Consider the following 20,662-nt stretch of genomic DNA (forward strand, 5'->3'; position numbering starts at 1 on the left):
TCCTCTTCCGGTCGCTCCGGGGCGGGTGGTGCGGGGCGGGTCAGACGGCGGGCACCGGCACCGGTCCGCGCCGCACCGGCGGCGCCCAGGTGACCACGGCCGCGCACAGCGCGATGGCGAGGGCGAGCAGCCCGAAGGTCCGGGTGCCGCCGACCGCGCCGAGCAGGGTGCCGCCCACCAGCGGGCCGAACGGCTGGATCAGGGTGGAGAGGAAGCCGGCGGCGCTCTGCACCCGCCCGATCCGGTCCGGCGGCGCGGCGAGCAGCATGCCGGAGACGAAGCCGATGCTGGCGACGGTGGACAGGCACATGCAGGCCGCGCAGAGCAGCCCGATCACCAGCGGCACCCGGGTCACCGCCAGCACGCCCGCCGTCAGCGCGGAGGCCCAGCAGGCGAGCGCCACCAGGCTGCCGTCGCGCGCCCGGGCGCCCAGCCTCGGGGCGAGCAGCGCACCCGCCAGCGCTCCGGCCGCGGTGCAGGAGACCACGGTGCCGCCGCCGACGCCGGAGCGGCCGCCGTCGGAGGCGACGGCCAAGGTGGCGAACATCAGCGCGCTGAAGGCGAAGTTCATCCCCAGGCCGAAGATCAGCAGCAGGGTGCGCAGGTAGGGCTGCTGCCAGATGAAGGCCAGCCCGGCGGTCAACTCCTGCTTGCTGAAGACCGATCCGCTCTTCTCGGCGGGTTTCGAGCGGGTCCGGATCAGGGCCACGCAGACCGTGGACAGCAGCAGTCCGACGCCCTCGGCGAGGAACGGCAGCACCGGGTGCCAGGCGAACAGGGCGCCGCCGCCGATCGGTCCGGCCAGCCGGGCCGCGGCGCCGCGCGCCTGCATCCGGGACGAGGCCTCCCGGGCCTGGTCGCGCGGCACCACCGCGCGCAGCAGGGCGCCGGCGGCGGGCCCGTAGACGCTGGAGATCAGCGCCCCGGCGGCGGCGACCAGCAGCACCAGCGGCAGCGGGGTGTGCCCGCGCAGCACGGCGACGACCAGGGCGCAGACCGCGAGCAGGCTGCCGACGTCGCAGATCCGCATCAGCCGCCGCCGCTCGATCCGGTCGGCGAGCACGCCGCCGGGCAGCATGGTGAGCAGCAGCGCACCGACCGAGACGGTGCCGATGGCGCCCGCCCGGGCGGCCGAGCCGGTCTCCCGAAGGACGAGCAACGGCAGGGCGATCGAGGCGAGTTGGGAGCCGAGCGAGGCCAGCAGGCCGCCGGCCCAGAGCAGCCGGAAGTCCCGGTTGCGGGCGAGCGGGGTGGGCTCCATGGCCGTCCTCCTGAGGGCGTGACATCGGGCCGGGGTGACATCGGGCCGGGGCGGCCCCGTGTCGACGGGACCGCCCCGGAAGCCTTGCGCCGGCCGGCCGCCGGGGGCGAGGGTGCGCCCGTCCCCGCGTCCGGCCCGGTGGTTCGATCCGCGACCGGTCGGTCAGGCCGAGGTCTCGGCGCCGCCGACGTAGCTGATCAGGCTGAAGCAGTTGCCGTCCGAGGCCTCGGCGAGGACCTTCATCGACTGCAGGTCCAGGACGTTGGCGGCGTGCGCCTCGACCTCCGGGGTCTCCTCGCCGTTCTCGCCGACGTTCTGGTCGATGTTCTCAGCCATGGTCGAACTCCCTTCCACAGGTGGGCCGTCACGGTGACGGCGGGCGGCTGCCCGCCGCACCGACCATGGTGGGAGGGGCCGGCTGCGCCCGGCTTCGGCGGCGGTTGGCCACCGGTATGGCCGCAGGCCGGGGCCCCGCCGGCGGCGCCCGCCCGGCGGCGCGGGGTGCCCTCCGGCCCCGCAGCACCCCGCGCGGCCTGCGGCCATACCGATCGCCGGGCGTTCCCGAACCGGGCCCGAAGCCGCCGCCGCAACCCTGGCCCGAGTACCCGAACACCCCCTGCGCCCGGCTGTCCGGGCGTCCGGACAGCCCCGCGCCCGAGCATCCGCACCGCCCGCGCCCCGTACGCCCCGCACCGCGGAGGACGACCGAAGGACGGCCCCCATGCCCTGCCCACTCTGCGCCCAACTCGTCGCCACGAACGACCAGTTCTGCCCCTCCTGCGGCACGCCCCGGGCGGCCGCCCTCGACCTGGCCGCCGAGGAGCGCAAACTGGTCACGGTGGTCTTCTGCGATCTGGTCGACTCCACCGCGCTGTCCGGCGCGCTCGACCCGGAGACCCTGCGCGAGGTGATCCTGCGCTACTTCGAGCGGATGCACCACCGGATCGAGGCGCACGGCGGCACCCTGGAGAAGTTCATCGGCGACGCCGTGATGGCCGTCTTCGGCGTGCCGGTGATCCGGGAGGACGACGCCCACCGGGCGCTGGCCGCCGCGCTCGCCATGCTGGAGGACCTGGAGGACCTCAACACCGAGCTGGACGCCACCCTCGGGGTCCGGCTGGACGTCCGGATCGGCGTCAACACCGGTCAGGTGGTGGCGGGTTCGGATGCCTCGGCGCGCCAGGCGCTGATCTCCGGCGAGACCGTGAACATCGCCGCCCGGCTGCAGACCCAGGCCGCCCCCGGCCAGGTGCTGATCGGCCCGCAGACGCTGCGCGCGGCCGGCCCGGCCGCCCAGGTGGACGAGGTCGGCCCGCTGCGGCTCAAGGGCAAGGCCGAGCCGGTCACCGCCTACCGCCTGGTCGGCCTGGACGAGGACGACCCGGAGCTGCTGCGCCGCTTCGACGTTCCGCTGGTCGGCCGGGATCGCGAACTGGCCGCCCTGGACGCCGCGTTGGCCCGGGTGGCAGGCGGTTCGGGGGCCGAGCTGCTGCTGGTGGCGGGCGAGGCCGGGATCGGCAAGACCCGCCTGGTGCGCGAGTGGCGCGAGCGGGTGGGCCGGCGCACCGCGCGCTGCGGCACCGCCCGGTGCCGCAGCTTCGGCGAGCAGGGCGTGCTGGCGCCGCTCGCCGAGGCGGTGCGCACCCTGCTGGACGAGCCCGAGGGCGCGGCCCCGGCCGAGGCGCTGGCCCGGCTGGACGAGGCGACCGCGCCGGGGATCGGCGCCGGGCGGTCGCTGGAGCTGCTGGCCGCGATCCTGCGCGGCCGCACCGTGGAGCGCCCCGCCGTCCTCGTCCTGGACGACTGCCAGTGGGCCGGCCCGGTCCTGCTGGACGCCGCCGAGCGGCTGGTCGAGCTGCTCGGCTCGGCTCCCGTGCTGCTGCTCGGTCTGGCGCGGCCCGAGCTCCAGGCCGCCCGCCCGGAGCTGCCGACGCTGCCGGTCGGCGGCCTGTCCTGGGACGAATCGGCACTGTTGGCCGCCCAGTTGACCGAGCTGAGCGCCCACCAGGACACCGTTCCGACCCGGTTGCTGGAGCGCGCCGAGGGCAACCCGCTGCACCTGGAGGAGCTGCTGGCCGCCCTCACCGAGGCCGAGGGCCCCGCCCTGGCCGACGAACTCCCGCCCACCGGACGGGCGTTGCTCAGCGCCCAGATCGACGGGCTGGAGCGCGACGAGCGCGCCACGCTGGACCTCGCCGCCGTCCTCGGACGCGCCTTCACCGCCGCCGAACTGGCCGAACTCGCGCACGGCGGCTCCGATCAGGACGCCTTCGCCGATCCCGAGGACGACGTCTTCACCGGCCCGATCGACGGCCTGCCGGTCGGTCCGCCCGCCGAGGCGGACGGCACCCCGCCCCGGCTGCACGCCGCGCTCGCCCGGCTGGCCGAGCGCCGCCTGGTCGAACCGACCGGCACCGGCTACCGGTTCAGCAGCGGCCTGGTCCAGGAGTCGGTCTACCAGTCGATGTCCAAGCGGGCCCGCGCCGAGCGCCACGAACGGGCCGCCGACCTGCCGGCCGTCCGCTCCACCGGGCCCGCCGCCGTCGGCGGCCACCTGGAGCGCGCCCACCGCTACCGGCTGGAACTCGGCCTGCTGGACGCCCGCACCGACACCCTGCGCACCCGGGCGGCCGCCGCCCTGGGCGCCGCCGGGGCCCGGGCCCTGGCCGGCGCCGACCTGCCCACCGCCACCGACCTGCTGGAGCGCGCCGTCCGGCTGCACTACCCCAACGAGCGCGCCGCCGGCCCCGTGCTGCGCCGCCTCGGCGAGGCCCGCCTCGCCCTCGGCCGCGCCGACGAGGCCCTGCCCGTCCTCGCCCAGGTGCGCGACGCGGCCGCCGACCCGCTGGACGCCGCGCACGCCCGGCTCGCCCTGGCCGCCCGCGGCCTGCCGCCCGGCCAGGACCAGCCCGCCGCCACCGCGCGCGCCGTCCTGCCGCTGTTCACCGACACCGGGGACGACCTCGGCCGAGCCCGCGCCCTGCTGCGGCTGGCCGAGGAGCACCTGCTGGCCGGGCGGCACACCGAGGCCGAGCAGCTGCTGGACCAGGCCCTCGACCGGGTCTCGCGCACCGACGCCGAGCTGGACCGGGCCGCCGTGCTGGCGGCGCTGGCCGCCTCGCTGCTGGCCGGCCCCGAGCCCGTCCCGAACGCCACCTTCCGGCTGCGGGCCCTGCTCGCCGAGCACGGCGCCGGGCGCCGGACCGTCCGGGTCGCGCTGAACGGCCCGCTGGCCGTCCTGCTGGCCCTGCGCGACCGCCCCGACGAGGCCGAGCTGCTGCTCGCCGAGGCCAACGGCCTGGCCGGGGAGCTGTCGCTGGCCGAGGCGATGGTGGCGCTGCCCGCGCTGACCGCCCAGGCGGCGGCCGCCACCGGCCAGTGCGGCCAGGCCCTGGACCTGCTGGCCGACGCCGCCGAGATCGCCCGTCACCAGGGCACCGCCGCGCCGCTGCCGCGCCTCGCCCTCACCACCGCCCGGGTCCTGCTGGACACCGACCGTCCGGCCGAGGCCGCCCAGCACCTGGACGGCGCGGACGCCGCCGCCGCGCTGCCGCCGGTGCTCGCGATCGAGCTGGACGCGCTGCGCGGCCGGCTCGCCGCCGCCCGGGGCGAGGTCCAGCCCGCGCTGGACCTGACCGCGGCCGCCCTGGACGCCGCCGGGGCCACCGAATCGCTGCTGCTCCAGGCGCTCACCGCGGTCGACCGCGCGCACGCCCTGCTGCTGCTCGGCCGCCCCGCCGAGGCCGCCGAGGCCGCCGCCACCGCCCGGGACCGCTTCGCCGCCAAGGGCCACCTGCCCGGCGTGCGGCGGGCCGAGCGGCTCGGGGGCACCCGGTGAGCGGCCCGGCCGGCCTCACCTGGAGCCTGCGCGACCGCTCCCCCGCCGACCTCCCGGTGCTGGCCGACGCCCTCGGGGCGGACGCGGTCGCGTCCGGGGCCCCCGACGCCGGCGACGCGGGCACCGGCAAGGGCGTGCGGGTCTGCGTGGTGGACTCCGGCGTCGAGCCGGACCACCCGCTGGTCGGCCCGCTGCAGGGGTCCTGGGCGGTGGTCAAGGACCCGGTGACCCGGGAGCTGACCGTCCGCCCGGACACCGCCGGCGACACCTGCGGCCACGGCACCGCCTGCGCCGGCATCATCCGCCGCACCGCCCCGGACTGCGAGCTCTACAGCGTCCGGGTCCTCGGCGAGCGCTTCACCGGCACCGGCGACATGCTGATCGCCGGGCTGCGCTGGGCCGTCCGGCAGGGCTTCGACGTCGTCAACCTCAGCCTCTCCACCACCCGGACCCGCTTCCTGGAGGAGCTGCACGCGATCGCCGACGACGCCTACTTCGCCCGCACCGCGATCGTCGCCTCCGCCCACAACACCCCGGTGGAGAGCTTCCCGTGGCGCTTCTCCTCGGTCATCTCGGTCGGCAGCCACCAGGAGGACGACCCGGCCCTGCACCTGTACAACCCGGCGCCGCCGGTGGAGTTCTTCGCCCCCGGCCAGAACGTCCGGGTGCCCTGGCTCGGCGGCGCCACCATCCGCACCACCGGCAACAGCTTCGCCACCCCCTACGTGGCCGGGCTCTGCGCCCGCATCCTGTCCCGGCGGCCGCGGCTGACCACCTTCCAGCTCAAGAGCGCGCTCTACCTCACCGCGGCCAACGTCCAGGTCCCGACCACCCCCACCCCGGAGGCGCCCGATGACGCTCAGCACTGACCCCGCCGTCGATCCGCTGGCCCGCGAGCTGCTGCAGTCCGTGGTGGACGTCGCCCGGGCGATCTTCGACGCGCAGGCCGGCTCGGTCTGCCTGCTCGACGAGTCGGCCGGGGAGCTGGTCTTCCAGGCCGTCTCCGGGCGCGGCGAGGAGTCCCTGGTCGGCCGCCGCTTCCCGGCCGGCCGGGGCATCGCCGGCTGGGTCGCCGCCTCGGGCGAGCCGATGGTGGTCGACGACCTGGGTGCGAACCGCACCTTCGACCGGGACTTCGCCGAGTCCACCGCCTACGTCCCGAACGCCCTGATGGCCGCGCCGCTCACCCACGGCAGCCGGGTCCTCGGCGTCCTGGAGGTGCTGGACCCGGCCCCGCAGGCCCGCGCGAGCCTGCCCGAGCTGGACCTGCTGGCCATGTTCGCCCGTCAGGCCGCCGCCGCCCTGCGGGTCCTCGCCGACCGGGCCCCCGCCCCGGAGCCGGCCCCCGACCGCGCCGCCGCCCTCGGCCTCCTCGCCGACCTGGAGGAGCTGCTGCGCCGTCAGCCGTGACCCGGCGCTGCCCGCCAACGGTGACCGGCGCCGGGCCGTCGGCCGCCAGCGGTGACCGGCGCCGGGCCGTCGGCCGCCAGCCGTGACCCGGCGCCGGGCCGTCGGCCGTCAGCCCTGACCCGGAGCTGCCCGTCGGCCCTGACCCGGCGCCAGGCGGAGGAGCTGCCCGCGCTCCAGCGCCGCGTACACCGCGCCGTCGGGGGCGACGGCGATGCCGTGCGGCTCGGCGCCGGCGCCCGGGACCGGGTACCCGTCCGGCCGCCCGTCCGGGCCGAGCACCCCGATCCGGCCGGCGCCCCACTCGGTGAACCAGAGTCGGCCGTCCGGCGCCGCCGCGATCGCGTGCGGCTTGGCGGCCCGGTCGGCCAGCGGGTGCTCGCTCACCTCGCCGTCGACGGTGATCCGCCCGACCAGCCCGCCGCCGATGCCGACGTACCAGAGGGCGCCGTCCGCCCCGGCGGTGATCCCGACCGGCGCGGTGCCCGGGGTCGGCAGCCGGTGGACGGTCACCTCCCCGTCCGTGCCGATCCGCGCCACCGCGTCCGCCCGGTTGAGCGTGCACCACAGGGCGCCGTCCGGACCGGCCGTGATCAGCGCCGGGAAGGCCCCGGTGACCGGCAGCGGGTATTCGGTCACCTCGCCGTCCACGGTGATCCGCCCGATCCGGTCCGCGTTCGTCTCGGTGAACCACAGCGCCCCGTCCGGCCCGGCGGCGATGCCGTACGGCCCGGCGTCCGCCGTGGGCACCGCGAACGAGTCGACCCGCCCGTCCACCGTGATCCGCCCGATCCGGTGGTCCCGCATCCGGCTGAACCACAGTGCCCCGTCCGGACCGGCCGCGATCACCGCCGGTCCGCAGTCCGGCGCCCCGAGCCCGTGGTGCCGCACCGTCCCGTCCGCTGCCAGCCGCCCGATCTCCCCGCTGTGCACCAGCGTGAACCACACGCCGCTGTCCGGCCCCACGGCCACCCCGTACGGCCCTGCCCCCCGGTCGGACACCTCGATCAGTTCCACGGACACCCCTCCCTTTGCTATCGCGACTCCTGTCGCGTTAGAGATGCTGCCATGCCCGCACCCCCACCACAAGCGGATTACGCGTCCCGCCCCGGGAGACCGCGCAGGACCGAGATGACCCCCGTGGCCGCCGCGCAGACCGGCACCGCGAGCAGGGCGCCGATGATCCCGGCGATGCCGGAGCCGGCCACCACGGCGACCATGATGGTCGCCGGGTGCAGCTCGACCGTGCGGCTCTGGATGACCGGCTGCAGGACGTTGCCCTCGATCATCTGGACGGTGAGCACCACCCCGAGGGCCCAGAGCGCCGTGCCGAGACCGCCGTCGGCGAGGGCGACCAGGACCGCCACCGTGCCGGACAGGAACGCCCCGACGAAGGGGATGTAGGCGCCCATGAAGACCAGCGCGCCGAGGCCGGGCGCGCCGGGCACCCCGAGGGCGAGCAGGCCGATGGTGATGAAGCCCGCGTCGATCAGGGCGATCAGCGTGGTGCCGCGCATGAAGCCGGCCATCGCCGCGAAGGCCCGCTCCGCACAGGCGATGACGGTCTCGGCGCCGCGCCCGGGCAGGTAGGAGCGGATGGCGTCGCCGGTGCGGTGCCCGTCGCGGAGGAAGAAGAAGACCAGTGCGAGCGCCAGCACCCCGCCGGTGATCAGCTGGGTGAGCAGCCCGAGTCCGGACAGCACGCTGGTCGTCAGGGTCGAGACCAGCGAGTTGGTCTCGCCCTTGGCGTTGTTCAGGGCGTGCTGGATCTTCTGCCCGAGCGGCCCCAGCCACTGCTCCAGCCGCCGCCCGGCCGCGGGCAGCGCCTCGGCGATCTGCGGGGCGCTGTGCACCAGGGAGTTGACCAGCAGGGCGATCACCCCGCCGCCCGCGACGACCAGGACCGCGCAGGTCAGCCCGGCGGCCAGGCCCCGCCCGACGCCGTGCCGCACCAGCCACGGAACCACCGGGTAGAGCAGCGAGGCCCCGAGCAGCGCCAGGATGAAGGGCACCGTCGCGGCCCGCAGCTCGACCAGCGCGAACACCACCAGCGAGGCGACGGCGATCAGCAGGATCACCGCCGCCGACCAGGCCGCCGCCCGCCGCAGGACGGGCGGCAGCATCAGGTACGGCCGGCGGTCGTCGGGCCGCTGCGGTCCGCCGGGCGGGCGCTCCACGGACAAGGCCACCTCCGCCGGGATCGTCGATGAGTCCGAACCGATCCAGCTCAGCAGAGAATGTGACGGTCCGCCCGTCGTGCCCCTACTCGACCGCCTCGAAGCGGACCGTCCCGCCGCCGTTCCGGCCCCGGCCCCCGTCGCGGTCGCCGTGGCCCCCGTCGCCGCCGCGGTCGCCGCGCTCGGCCGCGAAGGCCAGCACCCGCTCCGCCTCGGCCTCCGCCGCCTGCCGGTCGGCCCGCCGCAGCGCCGTGAAGGGCCGCAGGACGACCTCCTGCTCCGCCGTCAGCTGCCAGGAACCGGCGACCAGCCCGTCCACCAGCAGGGTGCCGAGCACGATCCCGTTCTGCGTCATCACCCGCGCGCGGTACTCCTCCGGCAGCACCCTGGTCCGGTCCGCGTGCGAGAGCAGCAGGTTGTCGAACGGCGCGACCAGCCGCACCGGTGCCGGGGTGTCCTCCTCCGGCCGGGGCGCCTGCGGCAGGTCGTACAGCACTCGGCCCTGCTCGTCGCGGAAGGTCAGCAGCCGCGGCGCGAGCCGCCGCACCACCGGGGCGAGCCCACCGAGGCCGGACCACTTCTTGAGGTCGGCCGCGGTGGCCGGCCCGAAGGCGGCGAGGTAGCGCAGCACCAGGTCCTCGACGGCGGGCGCCGGGTCGAGCGTGCGGCCGAGCCAGGACTCGGCGGTGGTGTGCGCGGCCGGCCCGCCGCGCCCCCACAGGCCGCGCGGCGGCACCTGCACCAGCGGCAGCAGGCAGCGGGCCGCCTGGGCGAGTGCGGCCGGGTCTCGGTCCGGGCGGGTCGCGGCGAGCAGCGCGCCCAGCTGCTGGAAGGTGCGCGGCTGCTCCTCGACCAGCTCCCGGGCCTCGGCGGCGAGCGCGTCCAGGTCCAGCCCGGTCAGCCGTTTGCCGTAGGTGGTGCGCAGCCCCTGGTCCAGGACGGGCTGGAGCAGGGGGCGCAGCGTCAGGCAGTCCTCGGCGGTGACCAGGTGGATGGTGCCGCGCTGGAGGGCGATCCGGACCGCCGCCCGCTGCTCGATCAGGGTGCTCAACCGCTCGGGCGTGAAGCCGTCGAGCCGGGCGAGCAGCCCGAGGTAGGGCGGCTGCGGTGCGGCCTGGGCCTGGAGGCCGCCGAGGTGGTGGATCGTCGCGGTGGCCGTCCGGTCGGTGCGGGCGAGCAGGTGCTGACGGGCCAGCAGGGCCCGGCCCAGCGCCCGCCGCCCCAGCACCGGCTCCGGAGCCGTCACCGGCGGCCGTCCAGCACCGCGCGCAGCAGGGCGATCCGGTTGGTGGTGATGGAGGCGACGCCGGCGTCGCGCAGGCGGCGCATGGTGCGGCGCCGGTCGGCGGTCCAGGTGGAGACGGCGAGTCCGGCGTCCGCGGCGGCGGCGGTGAACTCGGGGGTGACCAGGCCGAACGGCGGGTTGAGGTAGCGCGGGCGCAGGTCGTCCAACAGGCTGCGGACGGGCATCCTGGGCTGCTTCCAGGTGAGCGCGATCTCGGCGTCCGGGGTCAGCGCGCGCACGGCGAGCATCGCGGTGACGGGCCCGCAGAAGGCGACCTGCCGTTCGGCGCCGAGTCCGGTGACCACGGACCAGGTGGCGGCTGCCGGCCCGGGCTCGTCCAGGTCGATCAGCAGCCGGCGGCCCTCGACGGCGGTGACCGCCTTGATCGCCTCGGCGAGCGTGGGGACGGCGAGCGGGCCCTGCCGCAGCTCGTCCAGCTGCTCGGCGGTGACCCGGTCGATCGGGCGCGGGTCTCCCCAGAGCCGTTCCAGGGTGCGGTCGTGCAGCAGGACCGGCACCTTGTCGCGGGTGAGCTGGACGTCCACCTCGACGGCGTCGGCGCCGGCGGCGAGCGCGGACTCGACGGAGGGCAGGGTGTTCTCGCGGTGGCGGTACGGGTCGCCGCGGTGGGCGACGGCCAGCACCCGGGGGCTGCGGTCGGTGCTCATGGGTTCCTCTGGTCGGTGGGGCGTCAGCGCCGCTCGATCATCACGTTGGTGGACTTGATGACCGCCGTGGCGGGTGCGCCGGGGACCAGGTTCAGCTCCTCCGCCGACTCCCGGCTGATCAGCGACACCACCCGGAACGGCCCGGCCTGGATCTCCACCTGCGCGGCGACGTCGCCGAGCAGCACGTCGGTGACGATCCCCGGGAAGCGGTTGCGGGCCGAGGACGGGCGGCCCTCGGCCTCGGCGTTCTCCGGCCGCGCCAGCTCGCGGGCGAAGGCGGCGAGCTCGGTTCCGGGGATGATCCGGTGCCCGTGCTCGTCCCGCGCGGCGGCGAGCCGCCCGGCGTCCACCCAGCGCCGCATGGTGTCGGCGCTGACGCCGAGCAGCGCCGCGGCCTCGCCGATGCGGTACGGGTTCGCCGGCACCTCGGGCTGGCCCATGAGCGACTCCTGACGGTGGTTCGAGGGACAAGGGTCTCGGCAGTGCGCACCCCCGACGGCCATCCTGCCGTACCGGGCGCGGCGAGGGGAAAGCGAGGGCTGCCGCGGGTTCGAGGACGGACCCTAGGGTTCGCCGAAGAGGTCCCGCCGGACCGCGTCCCCGGCGGTCAGCACCGCCCCGGCGAGCACCGCGCCGCCGCCCGCGGTGCCGGCCCGCACCTCGGTGCTCAGCGGGGAGAGCCGGGCGAGCCGGCGCTCCACCCGCCCGGCCAGCCCGGCGCCGCCGGCCCGGCCGACCTCGCCGCCGAGCACCACGCAGCCGGGGTCGAGCACGACGCAGACGCTCGCCGCGCCGACGGCGATCCGTTCGGCCAGCTCGTCCAGGAAGCGTCCGCCCGCCTCGCCCGCGTCGACGGCCGCCCGGACGGCGGCCTCGGCGGCGGGGGCGTCCCCGGCGGGGTCGGCGGGCAGGCCGTGCTCGCGGGCCAGCGCGCAGACCGCCGCGCTGCCGACCAGACCGTGGAAGCCGCCCTCGCAGCTGTCGGCGCTGGGCAGTCCGACGGTGCCGGGGACGGGCAGGAAGCAGATCTCGCCGGTGCCGCCGGAGAAGCCGCGGCGCAGCCGCCCGTCCAGGATGACGGCGGCGCCGACGCTGTGGCCGAGCCACAGCAGCACGAAGGTGTCGCGGTCGCGTGCGGCGCCGACCCGGTACTCGGCCCGCCCGGCCAGGTTGACCTCGTTCTCCAGGATCACCTCGGTGCCGGGCAACTCCTCCAGGGCGGCGAGGAGTTCGGCGTGCCAGCCGGGGAGCTTGCCGGTGCTCTGCAGCCGTCCGGTGGCGGGGTCGACCAGTCCGGGGGCGCCGACGGCGACGGTGTGCAGCCGTTCGACGCCGGCGCCGCGGGCGGTCTCCAGCAGCGTGGCGGTGATGGCCGCGGCGGTGCCGGGTCCGCCGTCGCCCTCGACCGGGACCTCGGCGGTGGCGAGGGTGTGCCCGGCGAGGTCGGCGACGACCAGGCTGACGCCGCCGGAGCGGACGTCGAAGGCGGCGATGTGCGCGCGGGAGGCGACCAGTCCGTAGACCCGGGCGTTGGGGCCGCGCCGCTGTTCGCCGCGTTCGCCGATGACGGCCACCAGTCCGGTGCGTTGGAGGCGTTCGAGCAGGTCGGCGACGGTCGGCCGGGAGAGGCCGGTGAGGTCGCGCAGCTCGGTCGCGGTCAGGGGGCCCTGTTCGAGCAGGAGGTTGAGCGCCAGCCGGTCGTTGATCGCCCGGGCGGTGCTCGGCGTGGCCGTACGCGCGGTGGTCATGGCAGCTCATCCTTCCAGAGTGTTTCTATCAGGGTCCCTTCCTGATAGTTTATTGAACCGTCCGGCCGAACCGCTCGCCCGGACCACGAGACCCGGACCACGAGACCCGGACCGGGCGAACGGACCACACGCACCACCCGCCGCAGGCACCGCACGGACCGGACACACCTGCGCTTGACTGCCGACAGGGGCACCCACAGGGCACTGTCGCGCCCGCCTCGCGCGACCGGGAGGGAAACGCCGATGAACCGCACCACCGCACCACCCCCGGAACCGCTGACCGCCCCACGCCGGGCCCGGGCGAGCATCGCCCTGGTCTTCGGCGTGCACGGCGCCGTCAGCGGCAGCTTCGTCACCCGCATCCCGTGGATCCAGGAGCGCCTCGACCTCTCCACCGGACAGCTCGGGCTGGCCCTGGTCATGCCCGCCATCGGCTCCTCGCTCGCCATGCCGCTGGCCGGCCGCTTCGTCCACCGCCACGGCGGACGGGCGGCGGTCCGCGGCCTGATCTCGCTCTGGTGCCTGGCCCTCGCCCTGCCCGCGCTCGCCCCCTCCCTGCCGGTGCTGTGCGTGGCGCTCCTGGCCTACGGGGCGACGGCCGGGATGGCGGACGTCGCGATGAACGCGCAGGGCGTGGAGATCGAGGAACGGCTCGGCCGCTCGATCATGTCCGGCCTGCACGGGATGTGGAGCGCCGGCGGCCTGCTGGCCTCCGGCTTCGGCATCCTCGCCGCCCACCTCGACCTCGACGCCCGGCTGCAGCTGGCCGTCACCGCGCTGGTCCTGCTGGCCCTCGCCCAGCCGGTCTGCCGCGGCCTGCCCGACCTGCGGGCCCACGAGGGCGCGGAGGAGCCTCCGCGGTTCGCGCTGCCGCCGCGCAGCTCCCTGGTGATCGGACTGGTCGGCTTCTGTGCGGTCTTCGCCGAGGGCGCCTCGATGGACTGGAGCGGCATCTACCTGCGGGACGTCACCGGCGCCTCGGCCACCTTCGCCGCCGCCTCCTACACCGCCTTCTCGCTCACCATGGCGGTCAGCCGCCTCGCCGGGGACGCCGCGATCCGCCGCCTCGGCGCCGTCCGCACCACCCGGATCGGCGGCGCCGTCGCCACCCTCGGCGGCCTGCTGGTGGTCGCCGCGGACAGCCCGGCGCTGGCCATCCCCGGCTTCGCCCTGATCGGCATCGGCATCGCGGTCATCGTCCCGCTCGCCTTCGCGGCCGCCGGCCGGATCGGCAGCAACGCCAGCCAGGCCATCGCGGGCGTCGCCACCGTCACCTACACCTCCGGCCTGATCGCCCCCGCGGTCATCGGCGCCCTCGCCCAGGCCACCTCGCTGACCGTCTCGTTCGGCCTGGTCACCGCGCTCGCCTTCGCGCTGGTGCTGAGCGCCGGGGCGCTGCGCCTGGCCGAACGGAATTCCGCCGGCGCAACCGTGACCGCACCGGAATCGAAAGAGCCTTCCGGAAAAGATCTCTCCACGATATGATCGGGGATTCTTCAGGGAATTCCCCGCTAATGTCTCCGACCGTCGGGCGCAGCCGCGCCCGGCGGTTTTTCGCGATCCGCGAGAGGGATTCCCGTGTGCTACGACCCGGATGCCGCCCCACCCGCCTTCTCCCCCACCCGGCAGCCCCTGGCGGAGGCCGTACCGCTCACCCTGACCTCGGCCGACGGCACCGGATTCGGCGCGTTCCTGGCCCGGCCGGAGGTCGCGACCGGCGTCGGCGTCCTCGTCCTGCCGGACAACAAGGGGCTCTCCCCCTTCTACCGGCGGACGGCCGTCCGGCTCGCCGAACAGGGGCATCCCGCCCTCGTCCCGGACTATTACGGCCGGACCGCCGGAGCCGACCCGGAGAACCGCCCGCCGGAATTCGGCGAGCTGCCGAACCTGCTCCCCCACCTGCTCGCGCTCACCCCGGACGGGCTGGACGCCGACCTCACCGCCGCCCTGGAACGGCTGCGCGCCGCCGGGCCGTCCGACGTGGTCGCGCTCGGCTTCTGCTTCGGCGGCCGCCAGGCCTTCCGCGCCGCCGCACCCCGCTTCGGCCTGTCCGGCGCGGTCGGCTACTACGGCTACCCCGACGCCGTCAACGGAGCCCCGGGGCCGACCCAGCTCGCGGCCGGCCTCACCGCCCCGGTGCTCGCCTTCTGGGGCGGCGCCGACGAACACATCCCGCCCGCCGCCGTCGACGCCTTCGACGCGGCGCTCACCGAGGCCGGCTGTCCGCACGAGTTCGTCACCTATCCGGGCGCGCCGCACAACTTTTTCGAACTGTCCGCAGTCGAACACTCCGTCGCGGCCCGGGACTCCTGGCAACGCCTGCTGACGTTCCTCGCCGGGCCGCGCTGAACCGCCCGTCCGCCACCGGGCCCGCCACCGGACGTCCGTCCGCCGACGGGCACCCGCTCACCATTCCCAGGGGGGAACGCATGACCGCCGTACCCGACCGAACCCGCCTCCGAACCATCGCCGGCGCCCTCGCCGCAGCCGGCCTGGCGCTCGCGCCGACCGCCCCGGCCGGCGCCGACGTCACCACGCCCGGCTCCGAGGACATCCCGCGGGCGATCGTGGCCTCGGATGATGTCAAGAAGTGCCTGGAGGTCGCCGACTGGCGCACCGACGACGGCGCACCCGTCCGCCTGTGGTCCTGCACCGGCGGCGCCAACCAGCAGTGGGTCCGGCGTTCCGGCAGCACCTACGTCAACGTCCACAGCGGCAAGTGCCTCGAAATCCCCGGGTCCAGCACCACCTGGGGCACCCAGGCCGACCAGTGGACCTGCCACGGCGGGCCGAACCAGCAGTGGCGGATGATCATCCTGCCGCAAACGGCCGTCTTCCACCTGCAGAACGAGGCCAGCCGGCTCTTCCTCGACGTCTCCGGAGCCGGCACGGCCGACGGCACCCCGGTCATCCAGTGGCAGCCGACCATGGGGGCGAGCAACCAGTACTGGCGCAACGACCCGTCGTGGCGGCGCTGACCCCGCCGGCCGGGCCCCGGGCACCCCGCCCGGCTGCGGCCCCGGGCACCCCGCCCGGCTGCGGCCCCGGCCGCACGGTGCTTCCGACGCACGTCATCCCATGACCACGTTCCCAGGGGGGAATCCATGACCACCTCACACCTCCGGCAGGGCCGGCCCGCCCCGCTCACCACGGCGCGCCGCCTGCTCGTCACCGCCGCCCTCGGGCTCGCCACCGCCGCCGCGACGGTGCCCGCCGCCCCGGCGGCCTCGGCGAGCCAGGCCGGGCAGTACCGGATCAGCAACGTCGTCACCGGCAAGTGCCTGGAGGTCGCCGACTGGCGCACCGACGACGGCGCCCCCGTCCGCCAGTGGACCTGCACCGGCGGCGCCAACCAGCAGTGGACCAGCGGGCCGGGCTCGACGATCGTCAACGTCCACAGCGGCAAGTGCCTGGAGGTCCCCGGGTTCAGCACCGCCGGCGGCACCCGGATCGACCAGTGGACCTGCAACGGCGGCTCCAACCAGGGCTGGTTCGACTCCACCCAGGGCCCCGGCCACCCCCACGTCTACGCGAACGTGAACAGCGGCCTCCGGCTCGACCTGTACGGCGGGAGCCCGGAGGACGGGACGCCGGTGATCCAGTGGCCGCTCAACGGGAGCGGCAACCAGGCCTGGTACACCGACGTCGCCCCGGCGGCCCGGTAGCACCCGCTCCCGGTTAGGCTCGGGCAGGTGTCCGAGCCCGATGCCGCCCCCGCACCCCCCGCCGCGCCGCGTTCGCCCTGGTGGCGACTGTCGCTGCTGATCGTGCTGCTCGGCGCGGCGGCCGGGTCGCTGCTGCTGTGGAGCCCGACGGAGCTGCTCTCCGGCGGGCTCGCGGACCGGATGCCCGGGTACTGGTTCGGGCCACTGTTCGCCCTGGTCTACGCGGTGGCGACGCTCGCCTTCGTGCCCCGGCCGGCCTTGAACGCGGCGGCCGGGCTGCTGCTCGGCATCCAGCAGGGCGTCGCGCTGGCGGTGCTCGGCACCACGCTGGGCGCCGCCCTGGCCTTCGGGCTCGGCCGCGGCCTCGGCCGGGACGCGCTGCGCCCGTACCTGCGCGGGAAGGTGCTCGGCGCCCTGGACCGGCGTTTCACCGAGCAGGGGTTCCGCAGCGTGCTGGTGATGCGGCTGCTGCCCGGCATGCCGTTCCAGGCGGTCAACTACGGCGCCGCCTTCTCCGGAACCCGCGCGCTGCCCTTCGTCCTCGCCACCGCGGTCGGCGCGGTGCCGACCACGGCGGTGTACGTGACGGCGGCGGCCAGCTCGGGCAAGCCCGGGTCGGCGGCGTTCCTGCTGTCGGCGGGCCTGATCGCGCTGCTGGGCCTGGGCAGCGTGGCCGGGCTCTGGCGGGCGGCCCGGGCCCGTCGCCGGGCGCCGGCGGTCTGAGCACCCCGCCGGCCGTCCCGGCCCGTACCGCCGTCCCGGCCCGTACCGCCGCACCGCCGCCCCTCCTCCCGCCGTCCTTCCGAGCGGCCCGCCCCGGCGAACAATTCGTTCGCGCCCGAGCGGCGCCGGGCACCAGGATGGCCCGCATGACCGAACAGAACCCGCAGGTGGACCCACCGATGGCCGCCGACGAGGCCGCCACCCTCACCGCCTTCCTCGACTACCACCGCGCCACCCTGGCGCTCAAGTGCGAGGGGCTGACCGACGACCAGCTGCGCCTGCGCTCCGTCCCGCCGTCCGGGCTCTCGCTGCTCGGCCTGGTCCGGCACATGGCGGAGGTGGAGCGGTACTGGTTCCGGAGCGTCCTGCTCGGCGAGGAGGTCGCGGGCCACTTCTGGACCGAGGCCGAGCCGGACGGCGACTTCGACAACGTCGACACCGCCGACGTCGCGGCCGACTTCGCGACCTGGCGCGCCGAGATCGACGCCGCCCGCGGCGCGGCCGCCGGTCTGCCGCTCGACACCGTCGGCAAGCGGCTGCGCCACGGGCAGGAAGTGACGCTCCGCTGGATCCTCGCCCACATGGTCGAGGAGTACGCGCGACACAACGGGCACGCCGATCTTCTGCGCGAGTCGGTGGACGGCGCGACCGGGGAGTGATGCGCCGGGTGAAATCTTTTCCGCATTGTTGACAGAAGGTCAATTACGCGGCGACCGCTACCGATATGGTCTACGCGCGCAACCGTACGGTGCCGCGCCGCGTCTGCTCTCTTTGCCCGGGTCCGCCCGGGTTTCCGGCACGGCACGACTCGTACGGGGGTCGCGAGCGGGCACGGGACCGGTGAACAGTGCGATACTCGGACAGTTCCGACGAGTGGATGACGTGTCAAAAAGGGCACGCGACCCCGGGGGACCAGGACGGGACGAGGCAGGGAGGCGCGGCATGGGAGCACTTCGCGACGAGCACCACAACGGCTGGCTGATGCCCTCGGGGAACTACCCGGCCGCGGTGTACGACGACGAGTGGGTGGATCAGGAGACGGTGCCGTCCGTCCCCGCGCCCACGAAGATCGTCTCCCTGCGGCCGACGGGCTTCGAGGCGGCGCGCACGGTCGGCGAGCACATCCGGGCGAGCACCCCGGTGGTCATGGACCTCACCGAGATGGCGGAGGCCGAGGCCAAGCGCATGGTCGACTTCGCCTCCGGGTTGGTCTTCGGCACCAGGGGCGGCATCGAGCGGATCGCCCGCCGGGTCTTCCTGCTCACCCCGGCCGAGGTCGAGGTCATGGTGATCGACCGCCCGCTCGACGAGACCGGCTTCTACAACCAGAGCTGAGCCGCGCGCCGGAGCCGAGCAGCACCGGAGCCGAGCAGCGCCGCAGCGGTTGCCCCGACCGGGGACGGTACCCACCGTCCCCGGTTTTTTGCTGTCCGGACACCCGTCACCTGTGGATCATTTGAGACTCGGAACTTAATAATGAGACATCCATGTCTCAGATGAACTAGACTCGATTCATGGCCACCGACCGCGACACCGTCCTCGAAGCCGCCGTCGGCGTGCTCTCCCGCCGCCCGACCGCCCACCTGGACGAGATCGCGCGGGCCGCCGGCATCAGCCGCGCCACCCTGCACCGGCTCTTCCCCGGGCGCGAGGCGCTGATCCGCGAGGTCGGCCTGCTCGGCCTGCGCCGGTTCGCCACCGCACTGGACACCGCCGACGTCGAGGAGGGCGACGCCGAGGCGGCACTGCGCCGCCTGGTGGACGCCTCGGTCCCGGACGCCATGCTCTGCGCCTTCCTGGCCGGAGAGAACCAGCTCTACGACGTCGACGACATCAACGACCTCTGGGAGCTCCAGATCGCCCGGCTGCACGCGCTGTTCCTGCGCGGTCAGCAGCAGGGCGTGTTCCGCATCGAGCTGAGCGCCGCCTGGCTGAGCGAGGCCTTCTTCGACCTGGTGGCCGGCGTCGGCTGGGCCATCCAGGACGGCCGGCTCGCCCCGCGCGACGCGGCCTTCTCGCTCGCCGAGCTCTTCCTCGGCGGCGCGCTGCGCAGACCGGGCGCCCCCTCCCCCGCCCCCACCACCCACAGCACCTCGGACCGCAGCACCTCCGACTGCAGACCGGACACCGATACGCCATGAGTTCCCCGACCGCCCGCCAGCGCTGGACCGGCCTCGCCGTCCTCGTCCTGGCCGTCACCGTGGTCGCCCTGGACGCGACCGTCCTCTCCCTCGCCATCCCGTCGATCAGCGAGACCCTGCGCCCCAGCGGCACCCAGCTGCTCTGGATCGGCGACGCCTACTCCTTCGTCCTGGCCGGCCTGCTGGTCAGCATGGGCGCGCTGAGCGACCGGATCGGCCGCAAGAAGCTCCTGCTGGCCGGTGCCACGGCCTTCGGCGCGGCCTCGCTGCTGGCCGCCTACGCGCCGAGCGCGGGCTGGCTGATCCTGGCCCGCGCGCTGCTCGGCGTCGCCGGGGCGACGATCATGCCGTCCACCCTGTCACTGATCCGCAGCCTCTTCCCGGACGACCGGGAGCGGGCCACCGCGATCGGTATCTGGGGCGCGGCCGCCACCGCCGGCGCCGCGCTCGGGCCGGTGGTCGGCGGGGTGCTGCTGGAGCACTTCTGGTGGGGTTCGGTCTTCCTGCTGAACATCCCGGTGCTGCTCCTGCTGCTGGGCTTCGGTACCTGGCTGCTGCCGGAGTCCAAGGACCCGAAGCCGGGCCGCTGGGACGTGCTGAGCGTCGTCCTGTCGATGGCCGGGGTGATCGGCGTGGTGTACGCCGTCAAGGAGGCCGCCGCGCACGGCGTGGTCCGCTGGGACGTGCCGGTCACCTTCGTGCTCGGCGCCGCTGCGCTCACCGCCTTCGTCCGCCGTCAGCTGCGGCTGGAGACCCCGCTGCTCGACGTCCGGCTGTTCCGCGACCGGAGGTTCACCGCGGCGGTGTCGGCCTCGCTGATCTCCCTGGTCGGCCTGTCCGGCGTGATCTTCGTGGTCTCGCAGTACCTGCAGCTGGTCCGCGGCTACCAGCCGCTCCAGGCCGGCCTGGCCGAACTGCCGGCCTTCGCGGGCTCGGTGGTCGGCGGTCTGCTGACCGTCCGGGTGGCCCGGCGCTTCGGCGCCCGGAAGGCGCTGACGGCCTGTCTGCTGGTGATGGGTCTGGGCGTCGGCGTACTGGGCGGGCTGGAGCAGGACACCACCTACCTGCTGCTGGCCGCCTCCTTCCTGCTGGTCGGGACGGCCGAGGGCGTGGTCTACACGCTCGGCGCCGACCTGGTGCTGGGTGCCGCGCCCGCCGACAAGGCCGGGGCCGCCTCCGCGGTCTCCGAGACGGCGTACGAGCTGGGCACCGCGCTCGGCATCGCCCTGGTCGGCTCGGTGGTCGGCTCGATCTACGCCAACGGGCTGGCCGTCCCGGCCGGGACGGACCCGGCGGACGCGGCCCGGGCCGGTGAGTCGCTGGGCGCGGCGGTCGAGACGGCGCATGGGCTGTCGCCGGAGCTGGCGCAGCCGCTGCTGGCGAGTGCGAAGCAGGTCTTCGTCGGCGGCATGAACACCGCCGGACTGCTGGCCGCCGCGCTGCTGGTCGGCGCGTCCGTGATGGCCTGGCGCCTGCTGCGCGGGCTCGCCGGGCCGACGCCGGCGGCGGACGGCGCGCAGGCGCCGGAGCTCGCTCCGGAGGAGGCGCCGGCCGGCTCCTCGGAGCAGGTCAGGGTGTGACCCGGCCGGCCACACGGTAGGACACGCCCGGGACCGGCCCGGACACGACGCGACACGAACGGGGGGGGGGGGGGGGGGTCGGGGGGGGGGGGGGGGGGTGGGGGCGGGGGGGGTCGCCCGCCGCGCCCACGCCACCCCCACACCCCCGAGCCACCCCCCCCAGCCCGCC

20 protein-coding genes are annotated in these 20,662 nt (G+C 75.7%); 12 read left to right on the top strand and 8 right to left on the bottom strand.

Annotated elements, in window-relative coordinates; genetic code table 11:
* Positions 1-40: 40 nt before the first annotated feature.
* Together ACFV0O_RS23425 and ACFV0O_RS23430 are read right to left on the bottom strand one after the other, a co-directional pair.
* On the bottom strand, positions 41-1,261 hold the full coding sequence (locus ACFV0O_RS23425) for an MFS transporter (RefSeq protein WP_380344943.1): 1,221 nt from the start codon (positions 1,259-1,261) through the stop codon (positions 41-43).
* A gap of 162 nt (positions 1,262-1,423) precedes the next feature.
* On the bottom strand, positions 1,424-1,597 hold the full coding sequence (locus ACFV0O_RS23430; RefSeq protein WP_380344945.1) for a hypothetical protein: 174 nt from the start codon (positions 1,595-1,597) through the stop codon (positions 1,424-1,426).
* Between the two features lie 385 nt (positions 1,598-1,982).
* Here ACFV0O_RS23430 and ACFV0O_RS23435 point away from each other — a divergent pair, with 385 nt between their 5' ends.
* The 3 genes from ACFV0O_RS23435 to ACFV0O_RS23445 are packed head-to-tail and all read left to right on the top strand — an operon-like array spanning position 1,983 to position 6,509.
* A complete protein-coding gene (locus tag ACFV0O_RS23435; RefSeq protein WP_380344947.1) occupies positions 1,983-5,099 on the top strand; it encodes an adenylate/guanylate cyclase domain-containing protein in 3,117 nt (1,038 codons plus the stop codon).
* Positions 5,096-5,968 carry a S8 family serine peptidase gene (locus ACFV0O_RS23440; protein ID WP_380344949.1) on the top strand — a complete coding sequence of 291 codons (873 nt, stop codon included), beginning with the start codon at positions 5,096-5,098 and terminating at the stop codon, positions 5,966-5,968. The genes ACFV0O_RS23435 and ACFV0O_RS23440 overlap by 4 nt, the downstream gene beginning before the upstream one ends.
* Positions 5,952-6,509 (top strand): GAF domain-containing protein, encoded by a 558-nt coding sequence (locus ACFV0O_RS23445; protein WP_360254482.1) that lies wholly within the window; start codon positions 5,952-5,954, stop codon positions 6,507-6,509. Before ACFV0O_RS23440 ends, ACFV0O_RS23445 begins: the two co-directional genes overlap by 17 nt.
* A gap of 108 nt (positions 6,510-6,617) precedes the next feature.
* On the opposite strand, the gene ACFV0O_RS23450 is transcribed toward ACFV0O_RS23445, so the two are convergent.
* The 6 genes from ACFV0O_RS23450 to ACFV0O_RS23475 form a co-directional block, all read right to left on the bottom strand.
* Positions 6,618-7,529, bottom strand: coding sequence for a virginiamycin B lyase (locus ACFV0O_RS23450; RefSeq protein ID WP_380344950.1), 912 nt, complete (start codon positions 7,527-7,529; stop codon positions 6,618-6,620).
* Between the two features lie 71 nt (positions 7,530-7,600).
* On the bottom strand, positions 7,601-8,683 hold the full coding sequence (locus ACFV0O_RS23455; RefSeq protein ID WP_380344951.1) for an AI-2E family transporter: 1,083 nt from the start codon (positions 8,681-8,683) through the stop codon (positions 7,601-7,603).
* Between the two features lie 85 nt (positions 8,684-8,768).
* Positions 8,769-9,929 (bottom strand): winged helix DNA-binding domain-containing protein, encoded by a 1,161-nt coding sequence (locus ACFV0O_RS23460; RefSeq protein WP_380344952.1) that lies wholly within the window; start codon positions 9,927-9,929, stop codon positions 8,769-8,771.
* Positions 9,926-10,636 (bottom strand): glycerophosphodiester phosphodiesterase, encoded by a 711-nt coding sequence (locus tag ACFV0O_RS23465; protein WP_380344953.1) that lies wholly within the window; start codon positions 10,634-10,636, stop codon positions 9,926-9,928. The genes ACFV0O_RS23460 and ACFV0O_RS23465 overlap by 4 nt, the downstream gene beginning before the upstream one ends.
* A 23-nt stretch (positions 10,637-10,659) precedes the next feature.
* Positions 10,660-11,076 carry a molybdopterin-binding protein gene (locus tag ACFV0O_RS23470; RefSeq protein ID WP_380344955.1) on the bottom strand — a complete coding sequence of 139 codons (417 nt, stop codon included), beginning with the start codon at positions 11,074-11,076 and terminating at the stop codon, positions 10,660-10,662.
* A 123-nt stretch (positions 11,077-11,199) separates the two neighbouring features.
* The gene (locus tag ACFV0O_RS23475; protein WP_380344956.1) at positions 11,200-12,384 is read right to left on the bottom strand and encodes an ROK family transcriptional regulator; all 1,185 of its coding nucleotides are present in this window, start codon (positions 12,382-12,384) and stop codon (positions 11,200-11,202) included.
* Positions 12,385-12,627: 243 nt separating this feature from the next.
* Here ACFV0O_RS23475 and ACFV0O_RS23480 point away from each other — a divergent pair, with 243 nt between their 5' ends.
* From ACFV0O_RS23480 to ACFV0O_RS23520, 9 genes are all read left to right on the top strand, one after another.
* Positions 12,628-13,869 (top strand): MFS transporter, encoded by a 1,242-nt coding sequence (locus tag ACFV0O_RS23480; protein WP_380344958.1) that lies wholly within the window; start codon positions 12,628-12,630, stop codon positions 13,867-13,869.
* A 93-nt stretch (positions 13,870-13,962) separates the two neighbouring features.
* A complete protein-coding gene (locus tag ACFV0O_RS23485) occupies positions 13,963-14,733 on the top strand; it encodes a dienelactone hydrolase family protein (RefSeq protein ID WP_380344959.1) in 771 nt (256 codons plus the stop codon).
* Positions 14,734-14,813: 80 nt separating this feature from the next.
* Positions 14,814-15,362 (top strand): RICIN domain-containing protein, encoded by a 549-nt coding sequence (locus tag ACFV0O_RS23490; protein WP_380344960.1) that lies wholly within the window; start codon positions 14,814-14,816, stop codon positions 15,360-15,362.
* Between the two features lie 126 nt (positions 15,363-15,488).
* Entirely contained in the window at positions 15,489-16,049 is a 561-nt protein-coding gene (locus tag ACFV0O_RS23495) for an RICIN domain-containing protein (protein ID WP_380344961.1), read from the top strand.
* A 27-nt stretch (positions 16,050-16,076) separates the two neighbouring features.
* The gene (locus ACFV0O_RS23500; protein WP_380344963.1) at positions 16,077-16,772 is read left to right on the top strand and encodes a TVP38/TMEM64 family protein; all 696 of its coding nucleotides are present in this window, start codon (positions 16,077-16,079) and stop codon (positions 16,770-16,772) included.
* A 146-nt stretch (positions 16,773-16,918) separates the two neighbouring features.
* The gene (locus ACFV0O_RS23505) at positions 16,919-17,431 is read left to right on the top strand and encodes a DinB family protein (RefSeq protein WP_380344965.1); all 513 of its coding nucleotides are present in this window, start codon (positions 16,919-16,921) and stop codon (positions 17,429-17,431) included.
* 283 nt (positions 17,432-17,714) lie between these two features.
* On the top strand, positions 17,715-18,107 hold the full coding sequence (locus ACFV0O_RS23510; protein ID WP_380344967.1) for a cell division protein SepF: 393 nt from the start codon (positions 17,715-17,717) through the stop codon (positions 18,105-18,107).
* A 179-nt stretch (positions 18,108-18,286) separates the two neighbouring features.
* Complete coding sequence (locus ACFV0O_RS23515; protein WP_380344969.1) at positions 18,287-18,913, top strand: TetR/AcrR family transcriptional regulator; 627 nt, start codon at positions 18,287-18,289, stop codon at positions 18,911-18,913.
* On the top strand, positions 18,910-20,493 hold the full coding sequence (locus tag ACFV0O_RS23520; protein WP_380344970.1) for an MFS transporter: 1,584 nt from the start codon (positions 18,910-18,912) through the stop codon (positions 20,491-20,493). Before ACFV0O_RS23515 ends, ACFV0O_RS23520 begins: the two co-directional genes overlap by 4 nt.
* Positions 20,494-20,662: the final 169 nt, after the last annotated feature.

The organism is Kitasatospora sp. NPDC059577 (assembly GCF_042735475.1).
Classification (GTDB): Bacteria; Actinomycetota; Actinomycetes; order Streptomycetales; family Streptomycetaceae; genus Kitasatospora.